This is a genomic window from Nostoc sp. FACHB-190 (assembly GCF_014696905.1).
Lineage (GTDB): Bacteria > Cyanobacteriota > Cyanobacteriia > Cyanobacteriales > Nostocaceae > Nostoc_B.
Genome location: NZ_JACJQW010000027.1, coordinates 14147 through 40267 on the forward strand (window position 1 = coordinate 14147; position 26121 = coordinate 40267).

Annotated in this window: 21 protein-coding genes; 6 read left to right on the forward strand and 15 right to left on the reverse strand. The window is 40.2% G+C overall.

All coding sequences use genetic code 11. The features are described 5' to 3' along the window. Positions 1-413 precede the first annotated feature (413 nt). From H6G28_RS24560 to H6G28_RS24570, 3 genes are all read left to right on the forward strand, one after another. Complete coding sequence (locus H6G28_RS24560) at positions 414-3509, forward strand: ABC transporter transmembrane domain-containing protein (RefSeq protein ID WP_190674990.1); 3096 nt, start codon at positions 414-416, stop codon at positions 3507-3509. Between the two features lie 405 nt (positions 3510-3914). Then, positions 3915-5465: a beta-barrel domain-containing protein gene (locus tag H6G28_RS24565; protein WP_190674993.1), complete on the forward strand. Its 1551-nt coding sequence runs from the start codon at positions 3915-3917 to the stop codon at positions 5463-5465. A 352-nt stretch (positions 5466-5817) separates the two neighbouring features. Further along, positions 5818-6594: a peptidylprolyl isomerase gene (locus tag H6G28_RS24570; RefSeq protein ID WP_190674996.1), complete on the forward strand. Its 777-nt coding sequence runs from the start codon at positions 5818-5820 to the stop codon at positions 6592-6594. A 66-nt stretch (positions 6595-6660) separates the two neighbouring features. On the opposite strand, the gene H6G28_RS24575 is transcribed toward H6G28_RS24570, so the two are convergent. From H6G28_RS24575 to serA, 11 genes are all read right to left on the reverse strand, one after another. Then, positions 6661-7767, reverse strand: coding sequence for a T3SS effector HopA1 family protein (locus tag H6G28_RS24575; protein ID WP_190674999.1), 1107 nt, complete (start codon positions 7765-7767; stop codon positions 6661-6663). A 210-nt stretch (positions 7768-7977) separates the two neighbouring features. Further along, positions 7978-9174, reverse strand: coding sequence for a phosphotransferase family protein (locus tag H6G28_RS24580; protein WP_190675002.1), 1197 nt, complete (start codon positions 9172-9174; stop codon positions 7978-7980). Between the two features lie 74 nt (positions 9175-9248). Next, entirely contained in the window at positions 9249-9494 is a 246-nt protein-coding gene (locus H6G28_RS24585) for a hypothetical protein (protein ID WP_190675005.1), read from the reverse strand. Positions 9495-9593: 99 nt separating this feature from the next. After that, positions 9594-9851, reverse strand: a complete 258-nt coding sequence (locus tag H6G28_RS24590) for a hypothetical protein (RefSeq protein WP_190675008.1) — start codon at positions 9849-9851, stop codon at positions 9594-9596. A gap of 522 nt (positions 9852-10373) precedes the next feature. Continuing rightward, complete coding sequence (locus tag H6G28_RS24595; protein ID WP_190675010.1) at positions 10374-10616, reverse strand: hypothetical protein; 243 nt, start codon at positions 10614-10616, stop codon at positions 10374-10376. Positions 10617-10725: 109 nt separating this feature from the next. Further along, complete coding sequence (locus tag H6G28_RS24600) at positions 10726-10974, reverse strand: hypothetical protein (protein WP_190590053.1); 249 nt, start codon at positions 10972-10974, stop codon at positions 10726-10728. Between the two features lie 104 nt (positions 10975-11078). After that, positions 11079-11330, reverse strand: a complete 252-nt coding sequence (locus tag H6G28_RS24605) for a hypothetical protein (protein WP_190590054.1) — start codon at positions 11328-11330, stop codon at positions 11079-11081. Between the two features lie 497 nt (positions 11331-11827). After that, entirely contained in the window at positions 11828-12112 is a 285-nt protein-coding gene (locus tag H6G28_RS24610) for a hypothetical protein (protein ID WP_190590055.1), read from the reverse strand. A 368-nt stretch (positions 12113-12480) separates the two neighbouring features. After that, positions 12481-12636 carry a hypothetical protein gene (locus H6G28_RS24615; protein WP_190675013.1) on the reverse strand — a complete coding sequence of 52 codons (156 nt, stop codon included), beginning with the start codon at positions 12634-12636 and terminating at the stop codon, positions 12481-12483. 85 nt (positions 12637-12721) lie between these two features. Next, positions 12722-13639, reverse strand: a complete 918-nt coding sequence (gene prmA / locus H6G28_RS24620) for a 50S ribosomal protein L11 methyltransferase (RefSeq protein WP_190590057.1) — start codon at positions 13637-13639, stop codon at positions 12722-12724. A gap of 135 nt (positions 13640-13774) precedes the next feature. Then, positions 13775-15355 carry a phosphoglycerate dehydrogenase gene (gene serA, locus H6G28_RS24625; protein ID WP_190590058.1) on the reverse strand — a complete coding sequence of 527 codons (1581 nt, stop codon included), beginning with the start codon at positions 15353-15355 and terminating at the stop codon, positions 13775-13777. 546 nt (positions 15356-15901) lie between these two features. Between serA and H6G28_RS24630 the strand changes: the two genes are divergently transcribed. From H6G28_RS24630 to H6G28_RS24640, 3 genes are read left to right on the forward strand one after another with little or no spacing between them, the layout of a single operon-like run. Then, entirely contained in the window at positions 15902-16621 is a 720-nt protein-coding gene (locus tag H6G28_RS24630) for a Uma2 family endonuclease (protein WP_190675017.1), read from the forward strand. 43 nt (positions 16622-16664) lie between these two features. After that, positions 16665-17291, forward strand: a complete 627-nt coding sequence (locus H6G28_RS24635; protein WP_190590060.1) for a restriction endonuclease subunit R — start codon at positions 16665-16667, stop codon at positions 17289-17291. A 3-nt stretch (positions 17292-17294) separates the two neighbouring features. Beyond that, positions 17295-18461, forward strand: coding sequence for a cysteine desulfurase family protein (locus H6G28_RS24640; protein WP_190675021.1), 1167 nt, complete (start codon positions 17295-17297; stop codon positions 18459-18461). 229 nt (positions 18462-18690) lie between these two features. On the opposite strand, the gene H6G28_RS24645 is transcribed toward H6G28_RS24640, so the two are convergent. The 4 genes from H6G28_RS24645 to H6G28_RS24660 form a co-directional block, all read right to left on the reverse strand. Further along, positions 18691-19746, reverse strand: coding sequence for an MAE_28990/MAE_18760 family HEPN-like nuclease (locus tag H6G28_RS24645; RefSeq protein WP_190675024.1), 1056 nt, complete (start codon positions 19744-19746; stop codon positions 18691-18693). 6 nt (positions 19747-19752) lie between these two features. Then, entirely contained in the window at positions 19753-20922 is a 1170-nt protein-coding gene (locus H6G28_RS24650; RefSeq protein ID WP_190675026.1) for a DUF262 domain-containing protein, read from the reverse strand. A 56-nt stretch (positions 20923-20978) separates the two neighbouring features. Then, positions 20979-24482, reverse strand: coding sequence for a PAS domain S-box protein (locus H6G28_RS24655; protein ID WP_190675027.1), 3504 nt, complete (start codon positions 24480-24482; stop codon positions 20979-20981). 791 nt (positions 24483-25273) lie between these two features. After that, positions 25274-26044: a DUF3891 family protein gene (locus tag H6G28_RS24660; protein WP_190675028.1), complete on the reverse strand. Its 771-nt coding sequence runs from the start codon at positions 26042-26044 to the stop codon at positions 25274-25276. Positions 26045-26121 lie beyond the last annotated feature (77 nt).

Sequence of the window (26121 nt, forward strand, 5' to 3'; positions counted from 1 at the left end):
GCCACATGCTTCAAGTCGGCAAAGCCGCCCAACGCAGTGGCTCCCCAAGCCCCCGATTGGGGGACGGTTGCGTCCCCCAAACCCCCTCCAAAATCATTTTTTCGTTTTTTGTTTATTCATTATTTGTGGGTTTAGTTGTGATTTAGTTTTCTGATTTGAACCGTATTGGGGCTGGAGGCTAGTACAGGTCGGCGTAAATAAATAGACCAGAAGGAATTGCTAAAAGGCTTGTAGTATTGTTGTTCTTTCTTTTCCTTTTGCCTTTTTACTTTTGCCTTGTTGTACTAGTTTGTTATTTATACTAAGTTGCTTTCAGAAATAGCATTCCCATTCCCTAGCCTCACCCACAGCAGGGACGTTGTATATAACGTCTCTACAAATACGACTTGCTATTAATTTCTGGAGATTAGTAAATGCCATTAGGATTTTCTCAAGAACAGTTAGCACAACAAATTACTCATACTTTGGGCGAGACATTATCTAGTCAAGATATGGAAAGATGCTTGACGGAAGTGCAAATTGTCGAACCACCTGTTGCTAAACAATTTTGGCAAGCAACAACGGCAAATCCGGGGATTTATATTATTGTCGCCGGGAAAGTGAGACTGTTGGATAATGCCAATAACTTAATCACTACCCTGACAACTGGGGGTGCATTTGGTGAATCAACGTTGTTTCCTGAAGAAGAGTTTTGTTCTTACGTGGCGAGGGCTTCTGTTAACCTGAAATTGGGCTATTTACCGGAAGCACTGTTGCAGGCGATGATGCAAAAATATTCTAGTATGAGCGATCGCCTGCAAAAAAGAGCAGAACTTTGGAATTTACTCTTATTATGTTGCCAAAGTGCGCCCATTACCCTCAATGGCTCTGTGGAAGAGATGCTTCAGGCTTTATCTCTCTTCCGGCGACACAATTTAGATACTGGCGCACCTCCAGCCAAATTATTTCAAGATACTAGACTTTGGCTATTGCGTCGCGGCAAATTACTCCACGCTGACGGACGGATATTAACATCCGGCAACATCTATATATATCCCCAGGAAGGCAGTTGGCAAGCTACACAACCAACCATTGTCTATAGTCTACATAATGCTGATTGGCAAACGGCGGTGGCGTATTGGCCGCAGTTGGCTGATTTGGCGGGAGTGGGGAGTGGAGAGGTAGGCAGGGGGCAGTGGTTCGGCTCCTTTCGGCTTCTCCTGACGGAGACGCTGCGCGAACGCTCAAGGCAAGTCGCTCACCAACCGGGAGGAAGGGATGAAAGTTCTGTACCGCATCCATCACCGAAGCCCAAGAAACTGCGTCAAGCTTATTTTCCTAACCCGACGGTGAGGGCAACTCATGTGTGGGGAAGATTGACGAAGCGGTATCCCTTTTTTGAACAGCAAAGTGCCGCAGATTGTGGTGCAGCTTGCTTGGTGATGGTGAGTCGCTATTGGGGTAAGCGTTTAAGTATTAATCGACTGCGAGAGTTAGCGAATGTAAGTCGTGGTGGTGCTTCTTTGAGAGGTTTGACAGCCGCCGCCGAGAGTGTGGGCTTTGCGACTCGTCCGGTGAAAGCGAGTTTGGATAAATTAGCACAACAAACCCTACCTGCGATCGCTCATTGGGAAGGTAAACATTATATCGTTGTTTATGAGATTACCAAAAAAAGGGTAATTATTGGTGATCCGGCGATCGGGCAACGCAATCTGACAGTCAGTGAATTTAAAGCTGGGTGGACTGGTTACGCCTTATTACTCCAACCCACCACCTTACTCAAAGAAGCTGAAGAAGAAAATCTGCAATTTTGGCAGTTTTTTGATTTAGTTAAACCCCATTGGCGCGTGCTGTTAGAAGTGTTCATTGCTTCGGTATTTATTCAAGTATTTGGATTAGTGACACCTTTATTTACGCAACTACTTTTAGATAGAGTCATTGTTCAAGGAAGCAGCCTGACATTAAATGCTGTGGGTTTAGGATTGTTAATTTTTGGATTATTCCGCGTCGCTATTAATGGACTGCGACAATATCTTTTAGACCACACAGCAAATCGCATTAGCTTATCTTTATTGGTAGGTTTTATCAAACATACCTTTCGTTTACCTCTGGCATTTTTTGAATCACGTTACGTTGGTGATATTGTTTCGCGTGTCCAAGAAAATCAAAAAATTCAGCGTTTTTTGACTGGGGAAGCTTTATCAATCACTTTAGATTTACTGACAGTATTTATTTATGTCGGGTTGATGTTTTGGTACAGCCCATCAATGGCGTTACTTAGCTTATGTATTGTCCCGCCGTTTATGCTGTTGGCGCTGGTGGCTACACCATTTCTCCGCCGCATTAGCCGTGAAGTATTTACCGCCACTGCCAGCGAAAACAGTTATTTAATTCAATCTCTCACGGGGATTCGTTCAATTCGGTCGATGTCCATTGAGCAAACAGTTCGTTGGCATTGGGAAGAACTGTTGAATAATTTGATTAAAAAGACATTTAGTGGGCAAATTGTCGGTAATCAACTGCAAATTTTTAGTGCCACAATTGAAACCGTGGTCAGTACAGGATTACTGTGGTTTGGGGCATCATTAGTAATTCAAAATCAACTAACAATTGGACAATTAGTGGCTTTTAATATGCTTTTGGGTAATATTATTCGCCCTTTTCAAAGATTGGTGGTGTTGTGGAATCAAGTACAGGAAGTAATGATTGCGACTGAGCGCATTAATGATGTTTTAGAAGCCGAACCAGAAGAAGATTTACAACACCATCCCCGGCAGACTTTACCCAGATTGCAAGGACATATTAAGTTTGAAAATGTCACCTTTCGCTATCATCCAGACAGTGATATTAATGTCTTAGAAAATCTGAGTTTTGAAATTAACCCCCAACAAACCGTAGCTGTAGTAGGGCGGAGTGGTTCGGGCAAAACCACCTTATCTAAATTGATTTTGGGGCTATATCCGCCGACAGATGGTAAAGTTTTAATTGACGCTCACGATGTGACTAGTATATCTTTGCGATCGCTGCGTTCTCAAATTGGCGTTGTTGACCAAGACACCTTTTTATTTGGCGGCACAATCCGCGAAAATATCAGCATTGCTCACCCCGAAGCTCACTTAGAAGAAATCATCCAAGCGGCGCGTTTAGCAGGTGCAGATGACTTTATTAAACAGTTACCAATGGGTTACGAAACTCAAATTGGTGAAGGTGGCGGAATGTTATCTGGTGGACAGCGACAAAGAATTGCGATCGCTCGTGCATTATTGGGCAATCCGCGTTTATTATTATTAGATGAAGCCACCAGTCACCTCGACGCTGAATCTGAACGCATCATTCAAAATAACCTGACAACCATCCTCAAAGGACGCACCAGTTTAATCATTGCTCATCGCCTTTCCACCGTGCGTCACGCAGACTTAATTCTGGTATTAGATCGCGGCTTATTAGTTGAAAGTGGCACTCATGACGAATTAATTGCCAGAAAAGGTCATTATTTTTATCTCAACCAGCAACAACTGGCGCAAACATAGGACTTATTTCGTATTCAGTGAAAGACTGATCATTAAGTCTGTAAGGGTTTAGGGGTGTATGGTAATACTGTTCAGTTAAGAGAATAGTAGGTTGGGTGTAGCGATAGCGTAACCCAACAAAGTCTTGAAAATGTTGGGTTCCGTTCCTCCACCCAACCTACACCTGTTCCCTGTTCCCTGTTAAGCGTCAATCTAAGTACGTAAATCCTGACCTTTATTAAGTCAATACGGTTCAGTTAGTAATTTTTTCTTCTCTTCGCGCTCTTTGCGCTCTTTGCGGTTCGTTAAAAAAAATGACTTTAACAAAGAGTTTTAGTCTTAACTGAACTGTATTGCTTTATCATTCCAAAAACAAATTGAGTATCTGGGAAATTTGCACATGAATAGAAAACTGTTGAATTACCTATGCCAAATTCTTATCCCGATTTCTCATCCATACTTACTCAACCAAAGCAGGATGAACTTCGCCAGTTTGATAACTCTGATGTAGTTGTCGATGAATCAATCAAGACAACTGAAATTAATGATTGGTATTACGGTACAGAAGAACTGCTAGATGCCTTACCCAAGCTCTGGACACGTTCAATGCTGTACCTGCTAGTCGCCTTTGCTGCTATTGTGATCCCTTGGACAATGCTCGCTAAAGTAGACGAAACAGGCTCTGCTAGAGGGCGTTTAGAACCCAAAGGTGCAACGCAAAAATTGGGCGTTCCGGTTACAGGTGCAGTCAAAGCCGTCAATGTCCAAGAAGGCGCGACGGTGAAAGCTGGACAGGTTTTGATGCAGTTAGATTCGGATGTTTTGCAAACAGATTTGCAACAAACACAAACAAAGTTAGAAGGGTTAAACACTCGGCTATCACAGTTGGAATTACTCAAAAATCAACTGATGCTGGCGATTAATATTCAAGAACAACAAAACCAAGCTCAAGCTTTAGAAAAAGTTGCCCAAGTTAACCAAGCACAACAAAATTTAGATGCCAAAATCAGCAGTTATAACCTGCAAAGATTAGAAAAACTCGCCACTGTTGAACAGGCTAGACAGAAAATTAATTCCACACGGATTGACCAAAAATTAGCGCATAGTCGTTTTAATCGAGATGTAGCAGAAGTTGACCGCTATCGTCAACTTTTAAACGAAGGTGCGATCGCGCAAGTTAAAGTAGTGGAATTAGAAAAAATTGCCGAAGAAAGTCAACGCTTGCGAGAACAAGCCAGCGCCGAACTCACCCAATCAGAATTAAGTTTAAAGGAGGAAGTTAGCCGCTATCAATCCATCATGAGCCAAGCTTGGGCAGATATTCAGCAAGCAAAACTGCGCCTAGAAGAACAGCAAAGTAGCTATCAAGGCGTAGTGCAAGCCGGAAGACTGGCGCTGCTGAAAAGCCAAGAACAACTCAAAGATATGCAGAACCAAATCACTTCCCTGCAATCGGAAATTTCCCAAACCAAGAGTCAGATTACCTCATTTAAACTGCAACTAGAACAGCGTGTAGTGCGATCGCCAATTGATGGCACAATCTTTGAATTACCAGTCACAAAACCAGGCCCCGTAGTCGAAGCTGGACAAATCGTCGCCCAAATTGCACCTAAGAATAGTGAGTTGATTATCAAAGCCCAAATGCCCAGCCAACAAAGTGGCTTCTTGAAAGTTGGTATGCCTGTCAAAGTCAAATTTGATGCCTATCCCTTCCAGGATTATGGAGTTATTCAAGGGCGCGTTCATTGGATTTCACCAAGCTCGAAAATTCAAACTGATAGTGAAGGCAAAGCCACTATCGAAACCTATGAATTGGATATTGTTTTAGATAAAACCTATATCCAAGCTGGTGATAAACGCATTATATTAACACCAGGTCAAACAGCAAATGCTGAAGTAATTATTCGTCAACGTCGTGTCATCGATTTTATCTTAGATCCATTTAAGAAATTGCAAAAAGGCGGATTAGAACTGTAATTATTATGGCTACTTTGTTTTGAAACGTGAATAAAATTGACAAGGTAGACAAGGAGGACAAAGGAGACAAGGTAGAGAGAGCTATAAAATCATGTATCTTGATTTTTAATAGGGTAGGCTGTGATAGTCTGTCCTAATTTTACTTTTCATTGTATCCGTGATAATTAGATCCCCGACTTCTTAAAGAAGTCGGGGATCTGAATGTTTATGTCTAACATAAAATATTAATTAGCAGGCGAAACTTCCACTAGATAGAGATAAGAAATAATCTTGCCAGCCAACATATATAGATATGAGATTAACTTCAATGCGCCCTACAAAACACTAATCAGAATTAGTGGAGGAATTAATTATGGCAAAGCTGTTAAATATTGCTGTGGAAGACATTATTGACTACATCAAATTGTCTTGTCAAGTTCCTAGTATATTAGATGCGATCGCTACTCAAAAAATTATTGCCGAAACAGTCGAAACACTTGGAATTACTGTCGAAGTTGAAGAACTACAAAAAGCCGCAGATAGTATGCGTGTTGCCAATAAACTCCTCAGAGCAGAAGACACTTGGGCTTGGCTAGAAAGATATCATCTGTCTTTAGATGATTTTGAAGAAATTGCCAAAGCCAACATTTTATCTACAAAATTAGCGAATCATTTATTTGCTGAAAAAGTCGAACCATATTTTTATGCTCGTCAATTTGAATATTATGCCGCCGCAATTTATGAAGTCATTTTTGATGATGAAGACTTAGCATTAGAGATATTTTATGCCCTGCAAGAAGGAGAAATTGGTTTTCAAGAAGTTGCTCGTCAATATATCGAAAACCCTGAAATTCGTCGGGCTGGAGGTTATCAAGGAATCCGCACCCGCGCCGATTTAAGACCAGAAATCGCCGCCGCCGTATTTGCTGCGACTCCACCACAAATTATCAAGCCAATTGTCACACCCAAAGGTGTACATATAATTGCTGTTGAGGAGATTATTCAACCGGAATTAAATGAGCAATTACGTTTGCAAATTATCGGCGAGTTTTTTAGTAATTGGTTACAGCAACAAGTTGCAAATTTAGAAATAGTGGCAAAGTTACCAAATAATTATCCACCATCTCAAAATTTACCAAAACCCGCTTAATTACTCAATTTTTAAATCCCCGCCTTCTTGGAGAAGTCGGGGATTTTTCGAGGACTACTAGGAAAATTATGATAAAGATAAAGGTATATAGATATCCGCAGAATTAGCATTCAAATAAGGGCGTTGTAATTCTACTTGGGATAAGGCAAATTGTTGGAAAATTGCTGTGAGGCGATGGGCGGGTGTATCATTGCCTTGCTCCCAAGCATCCAGTAAACCATTAGCAATAATTTGACAACGATGTGTCCCAAAACTTTCTTGTTCAGCAAATCTGCGGTTTGGTTCTTCCGCGATCGCTAACCCCGGTGCCATAAACTTAGTAAATAAAGGGACTTCCGGCTGAAAATAAGACTGACATTCGACATACACCCTTTCTAACACTGGATGAATTGCCTCATAATCCTTTTTATCAAAGTAAAATACTGCGGAATCGTAACGTTCGTAATCGGAAGGATTGTATAAGGCTTTCAATGAGAAAGGAATCTCTAGAAAATTGAGTTGCGTAGTCAAGGTGTGCATAACTGCAACCGCACCTTCGGGAGTGACATTAAAGTAAACACGCACCAATCTTTCCCGATTTGTCGCCGTTCCAGCGTTCGCCACCGCCATATAAAATCCATTTTGTACCAAATTTTTGGGCATTTTGACCGCAACATACTTACCCACAGTTGTAGATTGATGTTGGGGTAATAGATGACGACTGCGTTCAATATGCAGAGTTAAACCATCTTTCTGGACTGCCAAAGTGTTATCAAGATTTTCTTTGACTACCTGCCAATTGTAATACCAATAGCCATCGCCTTGATTACTTTCGTGCAGGCGATCGTAAAAAGCCACATCAACACCAAGCAAAGTATTATTTTCTAGATTTTTGTTTAAAGCTACAGTGTTAGTTCCTGTATTAGCAGCCAGAGAACTTTTTAAAGAACCATTGTAATAAATGCCATAAAGAAAACTTCGCAATTGCATACTTAAAAATTTCTTTTGTAGCGCCGCAGGTAATTGCTGAAAACGAGAAATTGCTGCTTCTGGCAGTTGCAATGGTTGGTAATCTGGATGCTTAATACAATAAGCAGACTCAATTTCAATCTGAGAAATAATATCTTGTAGTGATGTCTGCAATGACTCAGGAATTTCTGCAAGTTGAGTGGCGATGGAATCTAACATTTGCATAAAAGCTTACCTGTGATTTCAGAATTCAGGAGTTAGGAAGCAGTTTTGATGAAAAAATTTACAACCATGAATCAAAGAGGTATTTAACCTACTCCCAACTCCCTTTATTTCTCTATAGATGGTTAATTCTAATCGGACGCAGTGATATGAAAAATCAAGCGTGTGGAGGAGGGTGTAGATGTTCAAAATCCTTACACCCATTCTTCACCATTAACCTTTGTGCTTAAGTCCTGTCTGATAAACGCTTGACGGTAAGAGTTCTAAAGCTTCAACACCAAAAATTGTTTTTATTGATGCTTGGGGATTACATAGCAAACTCTTAGCAACTTGCAGCATACAAATTCCGATATTACCGAAGGTTTTGTCATGCTGGAGTCCGGCTTGAATGGCGGTAATTAAGGCTAAACCGCAAAACTGTACTACTCTTTCTAAGAAATCTGGACGACGCTGCAAAATTTCGGGGAATTGAGTTAAATAAGTTGACATTAGCGCCGCAATCGAAGGCTGAAGTAATTCTAATGGTGTTGTAGCGAGACGCAATGACTCTTCAATAGCCATCGACTTACTAGTTGTCATACTATACAACCAAAATTGCAAATAGCTGGAAATGAGCATTCCTAAATCATGCGCCGGATCTCCCCAAGCGCCACGTTCCCAGTCAATCAAGCGAATGATACTTTCATCGGAAAAGGAGTTGTTTGCAATTGCGTCTTCCCAACTTAAAGATAAAAGAAGATTGTTCAGCTTCAGGTCATGATGAGTCAGACAATAGCGGGTGTAAGAACGGCTCAATTCTGCGATCGCCTGCCCCAAACTATCGTAACGTTGATATAGGGCAAAAAATTTCAATCCCTCACTGGGAACTAGGCCAAAGATTTCTGGGGTAATTCTATCTAGTCCTAAATTGAGATTCGGATTTTTGAGTTGAGATACTTGCTCAGTTTTTTGCAAGAATGCTTCATATTCTGGATGGTCAATTGTAGCACGATGAAGTGATGCTAAATTTTCGCCCATCACTTTTGCAATCTCAATAGGAAAGACATTCTCTTTGAGATAGAAATCAGCCAAATCTCGATAATTACTCAAATAATTAAAAACAATGATGGAATTTTCGCCATCAAAATGCACTGCTTCTGAACAACAAGCACGAAGATGATTAATTTCTGGAAAAGTTTGTAAGAACTGATGCACTCTCCATTCGTCAGCAAACTCTCCAGCCGTTTTTCCTTCTCGATTTAGGCGCTCTTGTTTCACTAAAAGTTGCCGATTATCTGGTAAAGTCACTAACAAGTTAAAGTTTTTCGCCGGTTTTAACTCAATCTTTGTTAATGATTGTTCTGCTTGATTACAAAGTCCAACTGTAAGCAAGTATTCCAATACATTTTGAGAGCTTAATAAAAATGCCATAGTGTTAGATGTGGAGAGTTTTTGCAAAATTAACGATGATTGCTATAATCACCGTCTCAATTGTGATGCAACAATTAAAATAAACTAAACACCGAACGGATAGATTTAGGCTGAGGAATTGTGAAAGATTTTGCTATTGATGAAATACTGTAGATTGCATAAGTGGATAAGATAAAATTCAAGAATGTATAAGCAAAATTCAGAAGTTGCTGCAATTCCGATTCCCCACCATAGATAAATAGAGAATCTAGTTCATTTACTTCAGTCAGGTAGCTGTCTAAGTCAAGAGGACTTAAATCAGTAATGATAATCTTGGCCATTTCATCATTCCCAGAATAGATATAGTTGACTCTCTTGGATTTGATTTTTATCTTCCAATCCATGAGAGCCATCTAGCAGAGTAGTAAACAAAAAACTTATTAGTAATTAGACTTACTAAATGATTTAGCTAGGCTATAAATATGCTGAATAGCATAGACATTCACAAATCCTTCAATCAGTTTATTAAATACACTGATATAAGAATCAGAGCCATAACCGTAGTCATAAGAATTAGAGTTATTTCCCCCGTATGCAGTACTCATGTCAACATCACTCAAATCATTAAGAAAGCTTTCAGAATCGTGGAAGAGTTGATAACCAGCAACATTTAGTTCTGAAAGAGTGATATTAGCCATAATTTTGTCCTCAAAGACTTGGTTGGAATCAGGTTTATTTTTAGGTAATGAAGCTGAATTGCACTTCATTTTTAAATTTAGATTACCGAGTTTCGACACTTAGACAAGCTCAGTAACCACTTTGCTCAATCCTCTTATAATCAGATTGTTGAGCATTGAATGGAGTCGGGAGCATCCCACTTTTTTAATACGTCATTGCGAGCGCAAAGAAGTGGAGTGAAGCAATCGCAAAATCCCTCACTAAGAACGAGTCCATGCGATTGCTTCGTCGTGCCTCCTCGCAATGACAGGATTATTATTTTGCTGAGTAATAAAAACTGGGATGCACCCAATGGAGTCGAAATGCGTCTTCTAAATAATTTTTTCCTAGAGTGCTGACTTAGGTCAATTCTCTGTGATGCTGCACTTAATATTAAGTTGGAGAAATTCAGCCTGCATACTCTACATCAAAGTTGTATAGTGTCGAATGCAGACTGATTTATGGCATCATTGACAGAGAATTATTATTGCACTACAAAGCTATTAGTAGTAGCCGCCGTCCTTAGAACTAAAAGATTTAGCTATGCCAAAAATATGTTGAATAGCATAAACATCAACAAATCCTTCGATTAGTTTGTTGAATCCATAGAAGTCACTAACGTAGCTACCATCAGCACCCTGTGTAGCAATCGCATCAACATCGCTGAGGTCGTTCAAAAAGCTTTCAGAATCTTGAAACAGTTGAGAACCAGCAGCATTTAATTCTGCAAGAGTAATATTAGCCATGATTTTCTCCTCAAAGACTTGCTGAAAATTGATCATTTGTGTGGGTAATTAAGCTATCTTTCACTTAACTATGCTGCGAAAGATAGCTTAGTAGGAAATTACAATGCTATTAATAGGCGGAGTTACTGTAGCCGCCTTTGCTGAAGGATTTAGCTATACCAAAGATGTGTTGAATAGCATAAACATCAACAAATCCTTCGATTAGTTTGTTAAATCCGTAAAAGTCGCTAATGTAGCTACCATCAGCACCCTGTGTAGCGATCGCATCAAAATCGCTGAGGTCATTCAAAAAGCTCTCGGAATCTTGGAACAGTTGAGAACCAGCAGCGTTTAATTCTGAAAGAGTGATATTTGCCATGAATTTATCCTCAAATATTGGATGAGAATTGATAATTTGTCTGGGTAATTAAGCTATCTTTCACATAATAGGGAAAGATAGCTTAGTAGTGAATTACAAAGCTACTAGACAGCAGAGATACCGTAGCCGCCTTTGCTGAAGGATTTAGCTATGCCATAGACATGTTGAATAGCATAAACATCAACAAATCCTTCAATCAACTTATTTAATCCAAAGCCGTCGTAACCATAGCCATAGCCATAGCCAGAACCACCAGCGATCGCATCAACATCGCTCAGGTCATTCAAAAAGCTTTCGGAATCTTGAAACAGTTGAGAACCAGCAGCATTTAATTCCGAAAGAGTGATATTAGCCATTATTTACTCCTAATACAGTTGCTTGTCATCAAGTAGTTTTTGCAGGCAATTAAGCTTGGTTTCGCTTAACTGTTACTGCAATTTTTATTTATGCAACCTATAAAAGTCAACGCTAAAAACGCCATTCAAAAGACAGAAATAAATGTCTTGCGTCTATTTGAAACATTAGTGGGATATATTGACTTTTCCGAAATAAAAATAATTTGAAGAATAACTCATAAATCAGAAAAGTAGGTTGGATGGAGTGATAGCGTAACCCAACAAAGTCTGGAGAATGTTGGGTTCTACACAAGTCTAAGATTGATATATTTGTAAAATATTTATCCATAAAAAATCCCCAACTTATTAAATAAGTTGAGGATATACAACAGCATATTTTTATCAATTCGCTAATTACTGAAATAAAAAATCGTGCGTTTTAAAACTAATGCAAGTTAGAACACACGATAATCAAGAATGAATTAGCTACTAGCGTGTTGATACCCATTTACTAAAAATCAATACTCAATGTAGTAACCTCCATACCGTGACCTTTGACCATAGCGGTTGTTAGGTTGTTGTTGCTGTTGTTGCAAGCCAGCAATTGTTTGTTCTAATTCCGTTGACACATCCCGCAGAATATTATTGATATTTTGCTGCGTTTTTATGAGGTCGCTAGTGTCAATTGTGATTGAACTTGAGCTTGCACCTGCTTCCACCTTTGTGGCTTCTCCAGCAGTCAGTTCAGTAATATACTGTTCGTCACTACTGGAATAGAGGTCTGAGATAGTTATCCTTGCCATTTATTCACCTCCACAAATTTGGTGATATTAATTAACGCTGCACAACATCTAAAATGTCTCTCTTATATTCTGTATACGCATTAAAAAAATTCAAGATTTTTTAGCTGATTTTTTAGACACAATTCAAGGAGTTTCGTCTATAAAAGCGCAAAATTAATTGTGGTGTAAGTTGTTAAGTCTAAGCAGTTCTGTTTGGTATATGACTAAAGGAGTTCAACAATTAACAGTTGAATAAACGAATGTCTGATTCTAAATTGGGCAGAATCTTATACCATTTTGGATTTTAGATTTTGGATTTTGGATTGGGAAATTGCTTACTGGTGAGCTTTTCAGTAACCCATTTGTCGCAATCATTTTTCAAATTGGTATTAATATCGCAAGTTTTGACTAGCAATACGCTGGATTTCTTCAAGTAACTGGCTTGGTAGGCGATTTTCCAATGCAGAATTATTTCGTTCTTGTAGCTCATCGGCTGTTTCACCGCGTAACAGCCAGCGAATTTTGCAACAAAATGAGATGATCAAAATTAAGAGACGTTTCAGGAAACGTCTCTACAAAAATTTTGTGAATACATAACAAAAGCCAAAAGGTGCTGTTTGACGCATCAAATCAAGAACGCCGTGCATTTAAACAGCACCATTCTTTCTTTTTCCACAAAGCTGCAACCACCCAACCATTTTTTTCTAAGGCATCGGCTACGGATTTAGATTGTTCGATTAAAATGCCGCTAAAGATTGCCCAAGTGCTAGGTTTAGCGATCGCAGTCATTTCGGGAACCAACTGAATAATTACGTCAGCCAAGATATTACAAACAATACCGTCTACTGGCTTGTCGATGATTGTGTTTAAAACATCTACACTGCCTTCGGCGGGAATCAAGCGTTCTGGACTAATGTTATTCAGGGCGCGATTACTAAAGGTTGATTGCACTGCCAAGGGGTCATTATCCACTGCATAAACTTTTTCGGCTCCTAGCAAAACTGCACCGACAGATAAAATACCAGAACCACAACCGATATCTGCAATTGTGACTGGTTCTTTTTCTGCATTGCCCACAAACGATTGCGGGACTTCACTCAAGCGCATTTCTAAGGCTTCTAAACACAGTTGAGTTGTGGCATGGTTTCCTGTCCCAAAGGCGACACCAGGATCAAGGAGAATGATTAATCGTCCTGAGTTTTCTGGTGTTGGTAGCCATGCAGGGTTAATCAAAAAGCGATCGCCAATTTCCAGGGGTTGCCAATATTGCTTCCAGCTACTCGCCCAATCTTCTTCATCAATTAACTGCCAATGTAAGCTCGGTGCAGACATTCCCACACACAAAGCATCTTGACGCAACCGCAGCGCCAATGCTGCCAAATCGAGTAACTGAGCTTGAAATTGCGGTAAGTAAGCCTTAACTAAGGAGGAATTTCCTTTGCGTTCGCTGGCTGTTCCCCGGCTACCAAAATCTTCCAGTCGCCAAAAGATAGAATCTTCTAGCTCTGGTTCACATAAAATTTGCAGTTCCCACCAAGTGTTTGCCATATCTAAGTGCTGAGTGCTAAGTGCTGAGTGCTGAGTAGAGATGCAATGCGTCTGTGCAAGAGTGATGAGAGTGGTAAGTTGCTTTGAACTTCTAATATTCTTCACTCAGCACTTTCAACTCAGCACTCAGCACTTTTAAAGTGTTACTGTATAAGCGTCACGAATCCCTTGTACTTTGGTGATTTCCGCCAAAATGCCATCGGGTAAGGGATCATCAATACTCAAAGCCATTACCGCGTCACCACGGACGATTTTCCGCCCCACCTGCATACTAGCAATGTTGACGTTAAAACTACCGAGGAGAGAACCGAGTTTACCGATAATTCCTGGCATGTCGCGGTGTAGGGTAAACAGCATGTGTTTGCTGGGGGGAACGTTAATGGGGAAGCCATCAACGTCTGTGAGGTGAATTTCTTTTTCCCCCAACAAAGCACCTGTAACTGAGTGAGTACCTAAAGTACCTGTGGCTTCCAAGCGTAAGGAACCAGCATAGTCGCGCACGGAAGCATCCCTGGTTTCAATGACGCGAATTCCCCGTTCCTTGGCTTCAATGTTGGCGTTGACGTAATTTACTCGTTCCCGCAGAGCTTGGTGAAGTAGACCTTTTAAGGATGCGACTACTAGGGGCTGACTCTTATTAGTGGCTAGTTCCCCTTGCAGTCTGACTGTGAGTGTTTCGACGCGACCGCCAGCTAACTGACCAACCAAGTTACCCAAGGTTTCAGCCAGTTGCATGTAAGGTTTGAGTTCTTCTAAAACATCGGGGCCGAGTCCGGGAATGTTGACGGCGGAACGGGCGGGGAGTCCTAATAAAACATCGCGGATTTGTTCAGCCACGTCAATGGCAACGTTGACTTGCGCTTCTGTGGTGGAGGCTCCCAAGTGGGGGGTGAGGATGATATCTTTGCCGAGCGATCGCAATTCTGATTCACCCAAAGGTTCTGACTCGAACACATCTAAAGCTGCCCCAGCTATTTTACCTTCTTTGATGGCTGCGGCTAAAGCTGCTTCATCAATAATTCCACCACGCGCACAGTTAATAATCCGCGCTGTAGGCTTCATTTTTGCCAAAGTTGCAGCGTTGATTAAATGGGTAGTTTCTGGGGTTTTGGGAATGTGGAGTGTGATGTAGTCTGCTTGCTGGAAAAGTAAATCCAACTCTACTAACTGACAACCAATTTGTTCTGCTCTTTCGTTGGAGATAAAAGGATCATAGGCGAGTAATTTCATTCCCATTGCTTTAGCCACACTCGCAACGTGGGAACCAATTTTTCCTAAGCCCACGATACCGAGTGTTTTTTTGTAAACTTCCGCACCAACAAAAGTTTTACGATCCCACTCTCCACTTTTCACCGAAACATTAGCATCAGGAATGTGACGGGACAAAGCCAACATCATTGCTAATGCGTGTTCTGCTGCTGCGATCGTATTTCCTTCAGGGGAATTAACTACAACAATGCCTTTGCGGGTAGCAGCAGGCACATCAACGTTATCTACACCGACACCAGCACGACCAATAATTTTTAACTGTGTGCCAGCCTCAATAATTTCTTCTGTTACCCTAGTACCAGAACGAATCATTAGCGCATCGTAATCACCAATAATTTCGATTAATTCTGCGGGTTTTAAACCAGTTTTGATATCAACTGTAGCAACTTGGGATAAAATATCAATCCCAGCTTGATCAATAGGATCGGAGACAAGAACCTTGGACATGATTACTTCATTTAAAGCTAGAGGTTTTGCTGCACAAGACTTTTTAGTTTAGTCTTTATCGGTTACAATTCAGCAAAAATATTCGTTTCATTATCAATTTAGATTGCTATCAATTTAGATTTATGAGAATGTCATTTTAAGCAAAGCAGCGACTAGGATAGTCTGGGGGAAGCACCATAAATATTTGATACTTCTGTGACATCCTCTGCAAACAACATCTTTAGAGCAATCTAAAATCTCAACCCAAAATTTAAAATTTTTTGACGCTGCCTCCTAATCTCGGAAAAAGAGTGGCTGATAATAAACCCTCTCGTAAATATAAACCAATCAGAGATCCAAAAAACTAATATCTTTATTAATCATCGTAGTAGGGGCTAGAGGCTAGGGATTAGGGAGTATAAAATTTTTCTCCTGTAACCTGTAACCTGTAACCTGTCACCTATAACCTGTAACCTGTTCATCCGAAATCGCTATAATTCTGGTAAGGATATTGGCGTGGATTCATAGATTAAAGCCCAGTATCCGTAAGTTTTGGGGAAACTAGCCATGTTAGAGTACAACTTGCTGAGGTACTTGCCCTCTGCTGAGGAACTACCAGACTCTGATGAAACACCAGTGGATAATGAACTGCAAGAATTAATCCCAGGGTTACTCAAAGCAATACTGTTAATACTTTGGTCAGAACGCATGGACTGGTTTTTTGGCGTAGATATGGGTATTTATTATCACCCTGACGAACCGCCAATTGTCCCCGATGGTTTTTTAAGTTTGGGCGTAGAACGGTTCTATGATGAAGAACTGCGTCCGAGTTATGTGTTGTGGGATGAAAATGTTCTGCCAACTTTGGTGTTAGAAGTAGTTTCGCCAAACTATCGCAAAGAATACAGCGACAAGTTAAAAGAATATGAGGCTTTAGGTGTACTTTATTATGTGATTTATTCTTCTCGTCGTCGCCGCAAACCTCGCTTAGAAGTGCATAAGTTAGTTAATGGTAAATATGAATTACAATCAGGCAATCCTGTGTGGTTAGCAGAAATTGGCTTGGGAATTGGTTGTGAACGGGGAAATTACTCTGGTGTCACTAGAGAATGGCTTTATTGGTATGACGAAGTTGGAAACAGATATCCCACACCCGCAGAACAAGTTAAACAAGCACAACTACGGGCTGAGTTAGCAGAACAACAAGTTCAACAAGAAGCACAACGCGCTCAAAAATTGGCGGAACAATTAAGAGCTTTGGGTATAGATCCAGATACTCTTGATTAAAAGTTAATTTGGGCATAATTCATCCAAATTCACGATGTTTAATATGGTTCAAGTCGTCCAAGCGCAAAATATCGGACTTGCTTATTTAGAGGAAAGATTTAGCCTCCAAATTTCAGAAAATGAAGGATTTTTCACAGAATGGCTGGAAAATTTACCGTCAGTGACAAATTTAGATCAACAATATTTGGATAGAGTCAAAGCTAATTTTTTAAGTTTAGTTAAGCGTCCACCAATTTTAGAAAATGCCGTCAAAATGGTGGTAATATCGCCTCTATTAGACTTGGCGGGATTTTATCGAGAGCCTTATGCGATCGCCACCGAAGAATCTGTAGAAATTACAGTCGAAGATGCAGAAGAAATTGTCAGGGGCAGAATCGATGTCTTGGTGATTAAAGAGCAGTTTTGGTTGTTGGTCATCGAATCGAAAAGAGCCAGTTTATCTCTTTTAGAAGCGATTCCCCAGGCTTTAGTATATATGTTGGGTAGTTCCAATACAGACAAACCTGTGTTTGGACTAGTGACAAATGGAGAAGATATTCAATTTATTAAGCTAATAAAATACGATAAACCTCAATATGCTTTGTCTGATAAATTTACTTTATCTAGGCGAGAAAATGAGTTATATAAAGTTCTGCAAATATTAAAAAAACTCAGTCAAGTTTTACATTAATTTATGTCTCATCGTCCGATTTATCTTGATTGTCATGCAACTACACCAGTAGATGAACGAGTGTTAGCAGCAATGTTGCCTTATTTCACCGAAAAATTTGGCAATCCCGCTAGTATTAACCATGTTTATGGTTGGGAAGCCGAAGCGGCTGTGAAACAAACGCGAGAAATCTTAGCAGCAGCAATTAACGCCACACCCGAAGAAATTGTCTTGACTAGTGGTGCAACAGAGGCGAATAATTTAGCCATTAAAGGTATTGCTGAAGCTTATTTTCAAAAAGGTCAGCATATTATTACTGTAGCGACCGAACATAAAGCAGTTTTAGACCCTTGTGAGTATCTGAAAAGTCTGGGGTTTGAAATTACAATTTTGCCAGTACAACAAGATGGGTTGATTGACTTAAACCAATTAGCAAAAGCCTGTCGTCCAGAAACAATTTTAGTATCGGTGATGGCGGCGAATAACGAAATTGGGGTGTTGCAACCTTTAGCAGAGATTGGGAAAATATGCCGCGATCGCAATATTATTTTTCATACCGATGCTGCCCAAGCTATTGGTAAAATCCCCTTAGATGTGCAGGCGATGAACATTGATTTAATGTCGTTGACTGCTCATAAAGTATACGGGCCAAAAGGTATCGGTGCATTATATGTCCGTAGACGTAACCCTAGAGTGCAACTTGCACCCCAACAACATGGCGGTGGACATGAACGGGGAATGCGTTCAGGAACTTTGTACACACCGCAAATTGTTGGTTTTGGCAAAGCAGTAGAACTGGCTTTAGCAGAACAAGCAACCGAAACTGCACGTCTGACTCAATTAAGAGACAGTTTGTGGACACAATTATCACAAATAGCAGGAATTCAACTCAACGGACACCCGACGCAGCGACTAGCGGGAAACTTAAATATCAGCGTTGAGGGAGTTGATGGCGCTGCATTATCCCTCGGACTGCAACCTGTGATGGCGGTATCTTCTGGTTCTGCTTGTTCATCGGCGGTGACTGCACCTTCCCATGTTCTCACAGCCTTGGGTAATTCTGAGCCACTAGCTTATGCTTCCGTGCGGTTTGGGATCGGCAGGTTTAATACTGCTGAAGAAATTGATATAGTAACGAAACATGCGATCGCCACCATTCAAAGTTTACGTAAGCAGAAAACCTTGGTTTAGTCAGGGGCTTGTAGGGTGAGCAAAAGTAAATAATGTGGGAATAATTTGCCAAATATGGGAATATTACCCACCCTACCCCACTACTTACTCACTTGCCGAAACAAGATTCGCTGTACGGGGTAATTTATGTGCTGCAATTGAGTCTATGTCATCAGAGTCACTTGTTTACAAAGGTTTAGTAGATAGCAAAGCTAATATTTTACGTTGGCTCAACGATTCTAATTCTTAATTACTCAAATTCTAATTTATATAGATACAATCCTTGTTTAGCACTCAAGTCAAATTTTAACCCAACTTCCATCCCAGTAGTTGTTCTTAAATTATTTACTGGACTATCATCAATTTGAATACTGATGATAGTAACTATATAGCAACAAGATGTCTCTTCATTAACTAGAAAAAATTTCTTACCAACAGATAAATTAATCTCTTCAACTTTGGCAACTCCAGCATTAGACTTCTTAAACCACTCAGTAATTTTGCCAATTGCTCTAATCTGCCCTATTGATTCCTTGCGTTTAATAACCTGATATGTTACTAATTCAGCAAGTGCTTCAGATAAAGCATCTACGAAGTCGCATAACTCTAATAATGCACTAGCTCCTAAAACTTCATCAGGAGAACCATGTGCGGCATCATTACGATAGCTAATAAATTCATTAAGTTCGCTTTCCACATTATTCTGATTTGCTTTAATTTCTTCTACAAAATATTTAACTGCTCTATGTTTCTCAATCCATTTCCAAGCATTTGATATGCCAGCATTTGCAAATAATCTTTCTAAAGTTTCCCTACGTAAGTTCTGTTCATGAATGAGAAACGCATCTGGGAGTAATTCATACGCTTGTTCACCAGTAGTAGCATGAAACAAGCCTTGCATCACCTTCTCTAGTGTGAGGTGTTCGTATCTGTTTTTATTCAGTTCAGTCAGTAATTTTCCCACTCCCAGCCGATGATTATTTCTGATTGTTGCATCTAAATCTGAATACTGTGGATATAATTCTGGTAAAAGTATTAACCAATCACTAATTAATGCTTCTACAAAATGCTCATAAATTGCATATAGGCGAGTTACTACAGCACAGTGATCGTAAATTCTCCATTCGGTGGCTTTCGGTATATCTTGCAACAGGTTACTGAGGAATAAATCTGTTTCTTCGTTTATTTCTGTCTTTATTAAAGCATCAGAAGCAAACGCAAACTTCATCAGATTATCATTAGTTTTAATAATAGAACGGACAGTATTAATATTACTTTTTACAGTTAGCAAAATATCCTGAAACATCGCTATTTAACCTGCGATGACTTGGGATAGCATTTCGTCAAACAATTTGATTCTGTCTTTAATATCAGATTGTGTTCTACCTCCACCAGTAAATAACTTTGATTTATCTTCTCTAAATAGTCTCTTTGTTTCTTCAATTACTATTGACTTTCTTTCTATTAAAGTATCTCTATCTGCTAAATGTCTACTTAATCCAACCATGACTGCATCATAATAAGCTTTATAAGCATTATCCTTCCAGGTATCAGTATTTAGGTCAAAGGGCTTAAATAAATTACTTGAATAAATTTTGTGAGCTAAATGTATAGTTTGTAGGAAAATATTTTTAAGAATATCAATATCTTCATCAGAGAAATTTAAACTTTTCATCATATATAAATCCATAAAACCTTCCATTCCTCTACGGAAATCTTCTACATGACGTAAAGCGAAAAAACGAAGAACTAATTCAGCATCTTCCATTTTTTTATATAGATTGTTCTCCTTGAGTTCTTTCTCATCATCAATTGGGATACCCCAAGCATCCGCAAATATAGAATTCTTTGCTAGTTCAAGTAAGAGTTCATTAAACTTACCATAATATAGACAATTACGTATTTCCTGACGACTTAAATCGACACCGCCTGTATTTAGCCTTTCAAAAGCAAGTTGCTTTAATAAGAATGCTTCTTCAGGATCGGATGCTGATTCTGTAATCAAAACTATGGTTGATATCGAGCGACGATCAATACCTGCTTTAATCTTGGCAGGAAGATTAGCATAAGTTCTGCCATTAAGTTCTGGCCAAAGTTCTAGTCCTGTCAATTTTAAACGGTTATCATAAAAATCACGCAGAGCCGTAATTCTTTGCTGACCATCCATGACTTCATAACGGTTGAACTCTTTCTCATAAAGAACAATTGGGGGAACAGGGATATTAATTAAAAATGACTCGATTAGTCTTGATTGCATCTTTTCATCCCACCGAGTTCTTCTTTGGTAAAAAGGACGCACATCCATATATCCTGGTTTTTTTAATGCTTCAACAAAGCTTGGTAGCTTCTCACGATTCATTTCAGTCAGTATTCTTTGTTCTCCAGACTCATACTTTTCGTTGATCTCATGATCAGACCGTTTGATATTCTTTCTAGAAGGTGATTTTCCCCACATTTCTTGTTCTGTCGGCGCAAGAAGCATTATTTATATCCTCTATAAAAGGGTTATTATTAATCATAACTAGCAGACCTTTAATTCTATTCTCTGCTATATATCAAACTGGCTATGACTGCTGCTAATTCTGCTGGTTCGATGGGTTTGGTGAGATGTCGCTGAAAGCCTGCGGAGATAATTTTTTGGGAATTAGCTTCACCAGCAAAAGCAGTTAAAGCGATCGCAGGTAATATACTGGCGGAAGTGGTCTTTCTTACCTGCTCAATCAGCATATAACCATCCATTGTCGGCATACCAATATCACTCAACAGTAAATCTGGTTGGGTTTGAGCGATCGCTTGTAGGGCATCTGGGGCTGAGTTTACCGCCTGGACTGTTGCACCATACTGTTCCAAAAGAAAAGTTAGTAAATTCAACGTATCCACATCATCATCGACAATAACTATCTGCACGCCTTGAAGATTTGGGGTATTTTCAATTAACGGATAGTTGGGCAATGTTTCAGCCGCAGCCACAATTAATGGTAACTGTACGGTAAAAGTTGCGCCTAAGTTTTCTCCGGGACTTGTGACTTGCACAGAACCACCGTGGAGTTCGACAAGATGGCGCACAATGGCTAATCCTAATCCTAGTCCACCAAATTTTCTGGTTGTGACCTCATCGGCTTGACGGAAGCGTTCAAACACAAAGGGGAGAAACTCTGCACTAATGCCTTTACCTGTATCTGTAACTTGAATTTGGGCAGAATTACCAACGGTTTCTAGTCGGACTTCTACTCTACCGCCTTCCGGTGTAAACTTTACTGCGTTGGTGAGGAGGTTCCAAATAATTTGTTGGAGGCGGTTGGGATCACCTGCTACTGGTAGCGTACTCACGGCAAAATCTGTTTGTAGCGGAATTGATTTGCTTTCGGCGGCTAAACGCACAGTCTCTAGTGCAGCTTCTAGACAAGTTACTAAGTCAACTGTGCAGATATTCAAACTCAGCTTACCGCGCAAAATCCGTGAAACATCAAGTAAATCATCAATTAATCTGGCTTGTAATTTAGCATTACGCTCGATGGTTTCTAGGGCTTGGGTGGTTTTAGCTGCATCTAATCGGCGGCTTTTGAGTAGTTTTGCCCAACCGAGAATCGGATTTAGTGGCGATCGCAATTCATGAGAGACAATTGCTAAAAAGTCATCTTTCATCCGGTTGGCTTTTTCTAGTTCTATTCTGGCTGCACGTTCTCGTTCTAATGCTTGCACCCGTTCAGCTTCGGCTTGCTTGCGTTCGGTTAAATCTAGAATAAAGCACACCCAGCGAAATGGATAGCGTGTTAATAAAGTCGCACCCAACAGAATCGGCACACGCGAGCCATCTTTGCGGATATATTCTTTTTCAAACGGAGTGCATACACCAGAAACAAAAACTTCCTCTACCTTGGCTTGATCGAGTTCTCTATATTCTGGTGGTGTCATATTTTGCCAACGCAGTTTCCCCGCTAATAAATCTTCTTGGGTGTAACCAAGCATTTGTAAAAAGGCATCGTTGGCGAAGGTAATTTTATCTGGTTCGGCTTCAATAATTCCGATGATGCTTGATTCTAATAGCTGTCGCAAGCGAGATTCGCTTTGTTTGAGTGCTTCTTCGGCTTGTTTGCGATCGCTAATATCAACATTAACTCCTACCATCCGTAAAGGTTTACCTTCGCGATCGTAGTAAACTTTGGCTCTCGCATGAAGCCAATGAATACTGCCATCCCGCCACACTACCCGAAAATCTGTGAAAAACTGCCCTGTTGTTAAAGAATTCACGATATCTGCATGGGTTTTGGCTAAATCGTCAGGATGAATCCATTGTTTCCAAGCTTCATAAGTTCTGCCAAATTCACCTGGTTGTAAACCGTAAATTGCTTCTAATTCTTTTGACCAAATATTGACGTTAGTGGGGATATGCCACTCAAAGCTACCAATTTTACCAACGGATTGGGCTAAATCTAACCATTCTTGCTTTTGGCGTAATGCTTCTTCGTTACGTTTATGTTCAGTTATATCTAGAAAAGCCCCAATTACACCCCTAATCTTACCCACCGAATCACGTAAAGGTGCGGTTTTGCCGTAAATATACTGGACATCATCTTCACCAAAAACAAACTCAAATTCTCCCTCCATTTCTTGACCAGTTGCACCAGATTGCTGCATTGGGAGTTCATGGAGGGGAACATCTTGACCATTTTTTTGAATTTTAAATGGCCAAGGGTATTCTCCACTGGCTGGAGTTGCTGTCATAATTGAGCCTGGTTCTAGGCGCATTAATTTATACGCACTGCGGTTAACTGTCATTTGATGACAGTGGGGATCTTGAGCAATCCAAACTGCGGCCGGTACAGTTTCCATGATGGTTTCTAGTTCTTCAGCCCTGGCTTTGGCAAGTGCTTCACTCTGGCGCAATTTGGCTTCGGAATGCTTGCGTTCGGTGATGTCTACATTCACAGCTACAGCGTGAATAATTGCGCCGATTTCATCGCGGATCGGGATAGCAGAATTCAGGATGGTTTTGCGTTTACCATCAAAACTTTCAATATCAATTTCTTCGCCAATGACTGTCTCACCTGTCGCCAAAACTCTAGCTAATGTCCATTCGTGGGCAGCAATTGGTTTACCTGTATCTGCCCACCATCCTTTATATTCATGATATTGGCTGGGATCATCCAAACAAGGGGCATTTTCTCCCCAAATTGCTTTGATAGCTGGATTAACTTCGATAAATTTGCCTTGAACATCAGCAATCACTACTCCTACAGGCAAAATATCGAGCATGGCACGCAACAATTGACCTTCGCGATCGCGCTTGGCTTGTTCTTGCGCTAAAATTGCCTCGGAATGCTTGCGCTCGGTAATATCAGTTAGCATTGCAACCATACCAGAGAATTTGCCTTGCTCATCTAAAATTGAGCTAAGAGCAGCAATTACCCAAAGTTTTGATGCGTCTTGGCGGCGTAAGCACAGTTCAAATTGTCGTTTTGTTTCTTCGTGCTGTTGCTGATTTTGTTCTAGCCATTGCTGAATTTCGCTTTGAGCATTATGTTCTAAAAAATCAAAAATGGCGCGATCGCTCATTTCATCTACACTATAACCAAGCATTGTAGCTAGTCGGGAATTAACCGATTCTGTTTTTCCATCTTGGTCAAATATCCATATCCCTTCATAAGCTGTCTCCAAGAGACGGCGATAATTCACTTTCAACTTTGCCAACTTAGACTCAGATTTCTGCTTGGCAATATATAACTCTGAATTTAAAGAACTAATTAATAATGCTGTAAACCCAAAAACAACTAGCTGTAGTACATCAGCCCCGGTTTTGGGTAGTAGAGAATGGATAGGCGAAATGAAAAAGTAGTTATTGACTACAACCGCCAACACAGTCGCCCATAAACCCGAAACTAATCCCCCATACCAACTACTAAATAATACAGCGACAAAAAAAATTGGCGAGACTTCTAGTTTTAACAAGTTATCCAGCGTTAAGCCTAATAGCAGCGCCATTAACACCGAGAACACAGAAACAAAGTAACGCTGCAAATAGAAGCACTGGAGCTTTGACATACTGCGATTAATCCTTGGCAGTCACCTGTCTCTAAGACATAAAATGTTTATTCTGTCTCGGCAACCATCCTGAGTTATATCTTATCTAAATATTTAAGTTGTATGCGTATCACTGGCGTAAACCACGGGTGATTTAAAGACTTAATAAAGTGTTACATAATATACTTGTCATTTCCCAAAACAAGTGATAACTTCTAGTTGTGTGTGAGGAGCAAGTTGAAAATAAAAAGCGCCTGGGGTGGAAACACGGCAACACCATCAGGCGCTTTTTATTTGGGATAGAAATACTAACATAGTTTGTGCAATTCGTAAAACTGTCACACAACAGATTTACTAATTCAAAAAACAAATGCTATTTTATATTTGTGTGTGAGGAGCAAGTTGAAAAGAAAGAGCGTCTGGGGTGGAAACACGGCAACACTCCCGGACGCTTTTTCATTTGTATTTTTCGATGGGTTTAACTCAATACGGTTCAGCTAGGGTGAAAAGAGGTTAATTACTCACTTTCTGCTTTACCTATTAGACAATGAGTAAGATTTGGGGGAGAATCCCCCAAACCCCCGATTGGGTGACGGTTGCGTCCCCCAAACCCCCTCCAAAATCATTCTTTCATTTTTTGTTGAGTAATGATTTGTTGGTTTTGTTGTCATTTAGTTGTCTTATCTGAACTGTATTGGAGTTTAACTAGTACAGGTCGGTGTAAATAAACAGACCACACTTCGACCAAACGGCAGTTGAGCGAAGCCGAAACTCAGTGACCATAAGGAATTGCTAAAAGGCTTGTAGTATCACTATTCTTTCTTTTTCCTTTTGCCTTTTGACTTTTGCTTTGTTGTACTAGCGACAAAAGTCCACTCTAGTACTTTGATGGGAGCTTGTTGGAGAGCTTGAATCAGTTTAGCGGGAGTAGCAAACTTGACTTGGGATAATTCACAAGCTTCGACATTGACAGTGAATTTTTCGTCTTCAAACGGCCAAGGTTGGACAGTGACTAAAGAGTCGCTGCGTTGCATAATGTCATAACGTTGACCATCAGACCCTGTGTTAATTTCTAAGAAGCGTTCATCCGCAGGTAATTCTTGCTGACAGAGAATTAGAGATAGGCGATCGCACCACTGCATAAATGCGTAAGCTGTATCCACTTCATCTTGCGTTATTCCTAACTCTTTACGCCAGTGTTCTTGGTTTTTTACTTGTTCGTCTAAAAACTTGTCTAATTCTGGTGACTTACCACGTTTAGACTCATTTATCCGACACAGGTGCTTAGAAATTAAAAGAGTTACCCAGCGTCCACGATAGTGAGCATTCTTAATCAGATTCGCCAACTTATCAACGTTGATTTCTGGATTCAACATAAAATCCATTGGTGCGCCAGCTTCCGTCAGGTTATCTTCTTCCCACTCTTTTTCTAAGTCATCGTGATGAGAAATTGCAGCTAATGTTTCATATAACCTTGGTGGTGCATTTTTCCGCCGCCACTGTCCGGCTAACTGTGCTGCAAGTAAAGCATGAGCGCGATGATAAATTACTTCCCAACCATTTTGTGTAGGTTTAACAATCACTAATCAATCTCCCTAGAAAAGTAATGGGTTTTGCATTAAAAAAGCAATAAAATAAGTCAGGGAAGAAACTCCCACTG

What these genes read in the sequence shown, in the direction of transcription:
- H6G28_RS24655 (WP_190675027.1), bottom strand. Translation starts at nt 24,482, where the DNA reads ATGTCAAAGCTCCAGTGCTTCTATTTGCAGCGTTACTTTGTTTCTGTG.
- H6G28_RS24580 (WP_190675002.1), bottom strand. Translation starts at nt 9,174, where the DNA reads ATGGCATTTTTATTAAGCTCTCAAAATGTATTGGAATACTTGCTTACA.
- H6G28_RS24650 (WP_190675026.1), bottom strand. Translation starts at nt 20,922, where the DNA reads ATGCTTCTTGCGCCGACAGAACAAGAAATGTGGGGAAAATCACCTTCT.
- H6G28_RS24640 (WP_190675021.1), top strand. Translation starts at nt 17,295, where the DNA reads ATGTCTCATCGTCCGATTTATCTTGATTGTCATGCAACTACACCAGTA.
- H6G28_RS24595 (WP_190675010.1), bottom strand. Translation starts at nt 10,616, where the DNA reads ATGGCTAATATTACTCTTGCAGAATTAAATGCTGCTGGTTCTCAACTG.
- H6G28_RS24565 (WP_190674993.1), top strand. Translation starts at nt 3,915, where the DNA reads ATGCCAAATTCTTATCCCGATTTCTCATCCATACTTACTCAACCAAAG.
- H6G28_RS24560 (WP_190674990.1), top strand. Translation starts at nt 414, where the DNA reads ATGCCATTAGGATTTTCTCAAGAACAGTTAGCACAACAAATTACTCAT.
- H6G28_RS24635 (WP_190590060.1), top strand. Translation starts at nt 16,665, where the DNA reads ATGGTTCAAGTCGTCCAAGCGCAAAATATCGGACTTGCTTATTTAGAG.
- H6G28_RS24605 (WP_190590054.1), bottom strand. Translation starts at nt 11,330, where the DNA reads ATGGCTAATATCACTCTTTCGGAATTAAATGCTGCTGGTTCTCAACTG.
- H6G28_RS24610 (WP_190590055.1), bottom strand. Translation starts at nt 12,112, where the DNA reads ATGGCAAGGATAACTATCTCAGACCTCTATTCCAGTAGTGACGAACAG.
- H6G28_RS24600 (WP_190590053.1), bottom strand. Translation starts at nt 10,974, where the DNA reads ATGGCAAATATCACTCTTTCAGAATTAAACGCTGCTGGTTCTCAACTG.
- H6G28_RS24645 (WP_190675024.1), bottom strand. Translation starts at nt 19,746, where the DNA reads ATGTTTCAGGATATTTTGCTAACTGTAAAAAGTAATATTAATACTGTC.
- prmA (WP_190590057.1), bottom strand. Translation starts at nt 13,639, where the DNA reads ATGGCAAACACTTGGTGGGAACTGCAAATTTTATGTGAACCAGAGCTA.
- H6G28_RS24570 (WP_190674996.1), top strand. Translation starts at nt 5,818, where the DNA reads ATGGCAAAGCTGTTAAATATTGCTGTGGAAGACATTATTGACTACATC.
- H6G28_RS24575 (WP_190674999.1), bottom strand. Translation starts at nt 7,767, where the DNA reads ATGCAAATGTTAGATTCCATCGCCACTCAACTTGCAGAAATTCCTGAG.
- H6G28_RS24630 (WP_190675017.1), top strand. Translation starts at nt 15,902, where the DNA reads ATGTTAGAGTACAACTTGCTGAGGTACTTGCCCTCTGCTGAGGAACTA.
- H6G28_RS24590 (WP_190675008.1), bottom strand. Translation starts at nt 9,851, where the DNA reads ATGGCTAATATCACTCTTTCAGAACTAAATGTTGCTGGTTATCAACTC.
- H6G28_RS24585 (WP_190675005.1), bottom strand. Translation starts at nt 9,494, where the DNA reads ATGGCCAAGATTATCATTACTGATTTAAGTCCTCTTGACTTAGACAGC.
- serA (WP_190590058.1), bottom strand. Translation starts at nt 15,355, where the DNA reads ATGTCCAAGGTTCTTGTCTCCGATCCTATTGATCAAGCTGGGATTGAT.